This window comes from uncultured Rikenella sp. (assembly GCF_910579375.1).
Classification (GTDB): domain Bacteria; phylum Bacteroidota; class Bacteroidia; order Bacteroidales; family Rikenellaceae; genus Rikenella.
On sequence record NZ_CAJTUJ010000126.1, the window covers coordinates 1 to 5,321 of the forward strand.

4 protein-coding genes are annotated in these 5,321 nt (G+C 56.8%); 2 read left to right on the plus strand and 2 right to left on the minus strand.

Going from position 1 to position 5,321, the window contains the following annotated elements; translation table 11 throughout:
- The coding region (locus QZ302_RS08325; RefSeq protein ID WP_294594391.1) for a hypothetical protein at nucleotides 1-306 on the plus strand (306 nt) is incomplete at its 5' end.
- Between the two features lie 292 nt (nucleotides 307-598).
- Here the strand turns inward: QZ302_RS08325 and QZ302_RS08330 are convergent.
- Together QZ302_RS08330 and QZ302_RS08335 are read right to left on the minus strand one after the other, a co-directional pair.
- On the minus strand, nucleotides 599-2,425 hold the full coding sequence (locus tag QZ302_RS08330; RefSeq protein WP_294594392.1) for a hypothetical protein: 1,827 nt from the start codon (nucleotides 2,423-2,425) through the stop codon (nucleotides 599-601).
- Between the two features lie 15 nt (nucleotides 2,426-2,440).
- On the minus strand, nucleotides 2,441-4,348 hold the full coding sequence (locus tag QZ302_RS08335) for an FISUMP domain-containing protein (protein ID WP_294594394.1): 1,908 nt from the start codon (nucleotides 4,346-4,348) through the stop codon (nucleotides 2,441-2,443).
- 274 nt (nucleotides 4,349-4,622) lie between these two features.
- On the opposite strand from QZ302_RS08335, the gene QZ302_RS08340 reads away from it, so the two are divergent.
- A complete protein-coding gene (locus QZ302_RS08340) occupies nucleotides 4,623-5,084 on the plus strand; it encodes an META domain-containing protein (protein WP_294594396.1) in 462 nt (153 codons plus the stop codon).
- Nucleotides 5,085-5,321 lie beyond the last annotated feature (237 nt).

A 5,321-nucleotide genomic window follows, 5' to 3' on the forward strand; every position in this document is an offset into this window, starting at 1 on the left:
AAAGCACGACCAACAGCTCGGCCCAGCGCGGCGCGAAAACCGATTACGGTTTTCGCGCCCGAAGAACGAGCACGCCCCAAAGCTCGCCCTAGTTCTCCGCCCCATGTCCGCCTCACTGCGGCTCCGCTATCGCTCCGCCACATTCCCGTCACCCGCTGGGATTTCATCTCGATTTTGCTCTCGCAAAATGAGCGAAATCCCTTTTTAGGCGGGCGGGCGACGGATTTCGTGCACAATTCTTTTTTCGCGCGCCTGGGGAAATCTTGTCAAAACGCGCAAGCGCATTTTGACGATTTCCCTATTTAGGCGGCGGCGCGCGATCTGATCACTGCCCCGGCTGGAACTGTTCTCGCTGGCTTCGCCTTCCCCCTCGCCGCTCGGCAATTTGCAAACTGCGTTTGCATTGCTCTCGCTGGCAGCGTCGGTTGTGAACAAAGAGAACAAAAAAAACTTTAGACGGATGCTGCGCATCCTCAAGTTACCGACAGCCCAACTCATTGAAAAAGACTCCTACAATACAGGGCGCCCGACGCTAATGCGTCAGGCGCCCTGGTTCTCAGACCTGCATCAGGCCTCCGAAAACTTACATCCGGCAACTCTACATCGGCAAGTTGCCCACCGCATCCTTCGAACAAACGGGCAACTTCCCGTCTTTCCCCATCTGCACGAAAACCGTCGCACAAAGCACCGTCCACTGATCCCCGTAAGTCATCGTACTGGAGTGGCTATACCCCAGACAATGCCCATATTCGTGGAACATCGCCTGACGCGGATAACTATGCGGATGGCTGTTCGGAGACGTCGCATCGAAATAGACCCCCGTATAACAATAGTTCGCCAATCCATAAGTCTGTCCGCCCCCCAAGCCGCCGACCCCCGACACACAACCAAGCGAAAGCCCCCCATGGCTGCGAATCCGTTGCCGCAACTGATCGAGATCAATCGGATTCCGACCGTTGTCCAGCAGCCGCCCATCGTACTTCTCCATCTCGGTATTGAACTCCTCGGACGCGAACATAAAGGCCATATTGAGCGCCAAAGCCACCCCATGCCGACACAGCAACGGATTCATATGCCGCCAATAAGCATGTCCCGCATCCGCCGAATAGGCCGAAAACCGAATATACCACCGGCTGTCGATCCGTTCGATTTTCTTCATGAACGGATCCTCCGTCTGAATGACCAGCGAGACATCTTCACCAGAGAGATCCGGTTGAGCCGGCACCACGATTTTCCGGCCGGACGCCGTCGTGAACGTGCGCTCCGAGCTGACCACCGGCAACGGGAACGAAGCCTCCATGAACGGATAAATCAGATCGAATTGCGCCAACTCGACGAATTCCGGACTGAACTTATTGAACCGGCACAGGATTTTCACATCCCGAATCGCGATCGGCGAGAAGAACTTGACCAGCAACCGATGATCCCCCGCCACCGAAACCTGTAACGGAGCATTCGGATAGAACGAGCGCCGCCCCGCATTATAAAACACCTCCCGCGGTTCATCCGCCAGGAACATGGTATCGGTTTCGAACCGCGACAAGTCGTTTTCACGCACATAAAGCAACCCTTCCCGACTCTCCGGATGCTGATAATCTATCCGGATATGCGCCACCCGCCCCGCCTCGATCCGACAGCCCGAGAAACGGTATTTGCGCACGAACGGCATCCCGTCGCTGCGTTCCGATTCGATCGTGACGACCCCCGACAACGCCTTCCGACTCGGCAACGAGTAGAACGAACGACTCTCCGTAATGTCATAAACCGGAATCGCCCCGGTGCCGGAATAGGCTCCCGTCGCATCGAAAGCCGTGTAGACCCCATCCGCCTCGTCGAATGCGATTTCGATCTTGCGGATAAACCGCCACATGTACTCCGACGAGACATTCACATCCACATCGACCCGCCCCACACAGCGTTCCAAAGCCACCGGCTGCGAGACCGAAGCCTGTGCCCGCCCGACATGCAAATCCAGCTTTTTGTAGTAGTAGATTTCGTCCAGCGGTTCGGCATCGGTCGGATTCCGCAGCCAGACATCCGCCAGCCTCTGCGGCAGATCAACCGCCGCCGGTTGTTGCTCCCGACTGGCAGTCGCCATGAAGACGATCGTATAATCCCCCTCTTTCAGCCCCTCGACCGTCAGTTTCGAAAAGTCGGACTCCAACTTGTGCGTATGCAGGTCGAGCTTCTCGCCGCGGCTGTCGGTAATCATATACCACATCTGTCCAATCTGATCCCGGGGCAGCAACTCTGTCTCGTCGGCCCGGGTCGGAAGGGTGGAGTCGTTCTCCGCCTGAAAGCCGAAGACGAAAGTGACACTCCCCTCGCCCGGCTGCCGGAGGTCGAATTCCTGTCGTTTCGAGCACCCGGCCATTACCCACACGGTGCCCAAAAGGAAAATAGCGATTTTCAGTCTGTTTTTCATCACACGCCTCCTCTCTTATTTCTTGACGCACCGCACGTATGCGAATCCTTCCATCTGCCACTGGTATTCATCAATCAACGAGAGAGAATTGGTTGCCGCCGAGAAAGAGAGTCTGCGAAGCCAAGCATACCCTCCCGGACACCCCGTCCGGTCGTTGGTCCACATCAAAGCCCAGTTACCGAAATTCGGATTGTTCGACGTTGATTTATCGCCTTTATAGCCTGCCATCGGGAAGATCAAGAAACGATCCGTCCCATCGACGGAGAGTTTCACGTAACGCTGGGTTCCGGTCACCCCGGTCGGCGTCACGAGCGTCCCATTCGCGACATGAAGCGTAGCCGTAATTTGTTCGCCGGTCGCCGTGGTATAGTTCCCCGGAATCTGGGCCGAGGCCGGCAGAATGGCCCGCCATTCCGCCCGCGTCGGCACCCGGTAACCCTCGGGACACGGCATATGGGTATCGTGTATCCAAGGAGCATCCTGAGTCTGATTTCCGAGGTTATTCGAAGGATTGTATCCCTGCCACGGCACATACATATAGAGTCGTCCGAACTGGAACAGACCGCCGATGGTGTTGATCCAGCTCTCTCGGTACATCTCCTCAACCGTCAGGCCGTCGAGCGGATAGACCTGATCTTCCAGATCGTGCGTGCGGGCATTGAACGCCATCCAGGTCAGCCCGCCCATTTCGACCGTTTCGATCTGATGTTCGCTGGGCGCGACCCGAATCTCCACATAGTCGTACGAAAGCTGCGTCAGCGCACTCTTCAGGTGCACGAGCACCGAATAGCCCAGCCGTCCCCGGCCCTGAGCCGCCACCGAAGCGTCGAACATCGAGACGAACCCGCCGTCGGGCTCTTCCGACACCGAAACGCCGCTGAGCGTGACATCCGGGTCCAACCCCTCGACGGAGTCGATATCGATCCGGCTGTCGCCCAAGAACGCAAGTTTCATCCCCGCCGCCCCTTCGGCCGGCACTTCGATCAGGTTATTCTGATAATCGACCTTGACCCCCGCCGGGAAACGGGAACGCGCCGCATCGAGCACGATACGATTCCCCGCATCCGGACTTCCGACGACCGTTCCGCCCTCGTCCCACGGCTTGACCTCGACCACGCCTTCGATCATCGCGCCGGAGTTCCGCACCTCCACGGCATAGACCTTGTTGCATTCGACCGTCGGCAGCTCCAGCTTCAGCCTCAACGGCGCGTCGTCATAGCTTCCGAGCAAAACGAGGTGCACCGGCTGGGCGCTTTCGAAAATCCGGAAGACGGACTCCAGTTTGCCGCCTACCGCCGTTTCGAAGACTTTCCGGTAGGTGATCGTCTCTTTCGACGCCTGCTGGCCTTCGCGGAACGGATAGATCTCCGCCGGCGCATTCTCGACAAGGACTTCGCTGATCCGTATTTTGCTATCCGTCGAAGCATCGATGTCGAGCCGCGCCACGCTACGCTTAAGCGAGACAGTTCGGGGATCCCCCCCCCCTCGCGTTTCGGTATCGTTCCCCAGGTCAACCACGGCCGTCATAAACTCCGGCGCAGAGTTGTCGTGCAAATCCCGCCCGACAGCGATATTGCGGAAATTCTCTTCGTCGATGGTCTCTCCGGAGAGCGAAAAAGGAATGCCGCTGATGAAATAGAGCCGAGACCCACCGGCCGCCGAAACGGCAATTTCGCCTTTCTCGTTCGGTTTCAGCTGTTGTTTCAGATAAAACTTACCGTTGCTGAAGTGATAGACCGACAGTTCCTGAATTTTTTCGGCCAGATTCTCCCCAGGCGCCTCGTTGTCCTGCAAAACCAACGGATAGGTCTGCCGTTCGCTTCCGTTCTCCAACACGGAAGGAGCCTGGCTCTTGTTGCACGCGCCCAAAAACAACGCTCCGCACAGAAAATAGATAACGATCTTGTTGTCAATGTGTTTCATAGATTGAAAACGAGCTGTTTCCCGGTACGTTCCGGAATAATCGACTGCAAAAGTATAATTTTTCCGCATACGTAACTACCTATCGATCAATTTTTAGCCTTTCGGCGAAACTGCCGCGCAGACCACAGCGGGCGGCGAGGCATCCGGAGAAACTCTGGCAGGAATTTTGCACTCGCTGAATTTGTGCTACTTTTGCAGAGGCTGTCGAACCGGCAGTCCGGCCATTACGGAACACCAAAAGATTTATTCACTCACCATTCATACAGACATCGACATGAAAAAAGGATGGATGCTGGCGACCGTCGGAGCGGCGGCCGTTTTACTGAGCGCATGTTGCGCATGCCGTAAAGGGAGCCCGAAGATTGCGAATCTCGAAGCGGACGACTGGCGTCTGATCGAATTCCTCGGCGCAGCGGTGCCGACCGAAAAGGCGGTGACGCTGACTTTCGACGCGGCTGAAAAGATGATCTACGGACAGGCTCCGTGCAACAACTTCTTCGCGGGTTACAGCCTCTACGAGGATCCGGAACACAACATCGAGATCAAGAATGCGGGCGTCACGCGGATGTACTGCCCGGATACGGAGATCGAAGACGGCTTCGTAAGCCGGTTGACGGAGATCAAACGGTTGAAACTCGAAGGCGAACGGCTTCTGATGCTGGACGGCGAGGGCAATCTGGTCGCCTTGTTGCAGGCCGTGCCGCGGACGGCGAAGGAGGGAGCGAACGGAAAATAGTCTCCGCGACCTGTTTTTTTTCCGAACGCATCTTTCGTTTCATTTTACACAGGGGCGACCTCGCAAAGGGTCGCCTCTTTTTTCGTATTATCTTTTCAAAGCCTCTTTTGCTGTCCCCGCCCCGGGCTACCGCAGCCTCGCCTCGGGCACACCGGGCGGGGTCGGAAATGTCGGCTACAACTGGTCGTCCATGGTCAGCGGGATCTACGGGCGTTTCTTGTGGTTCACCGCACAAGA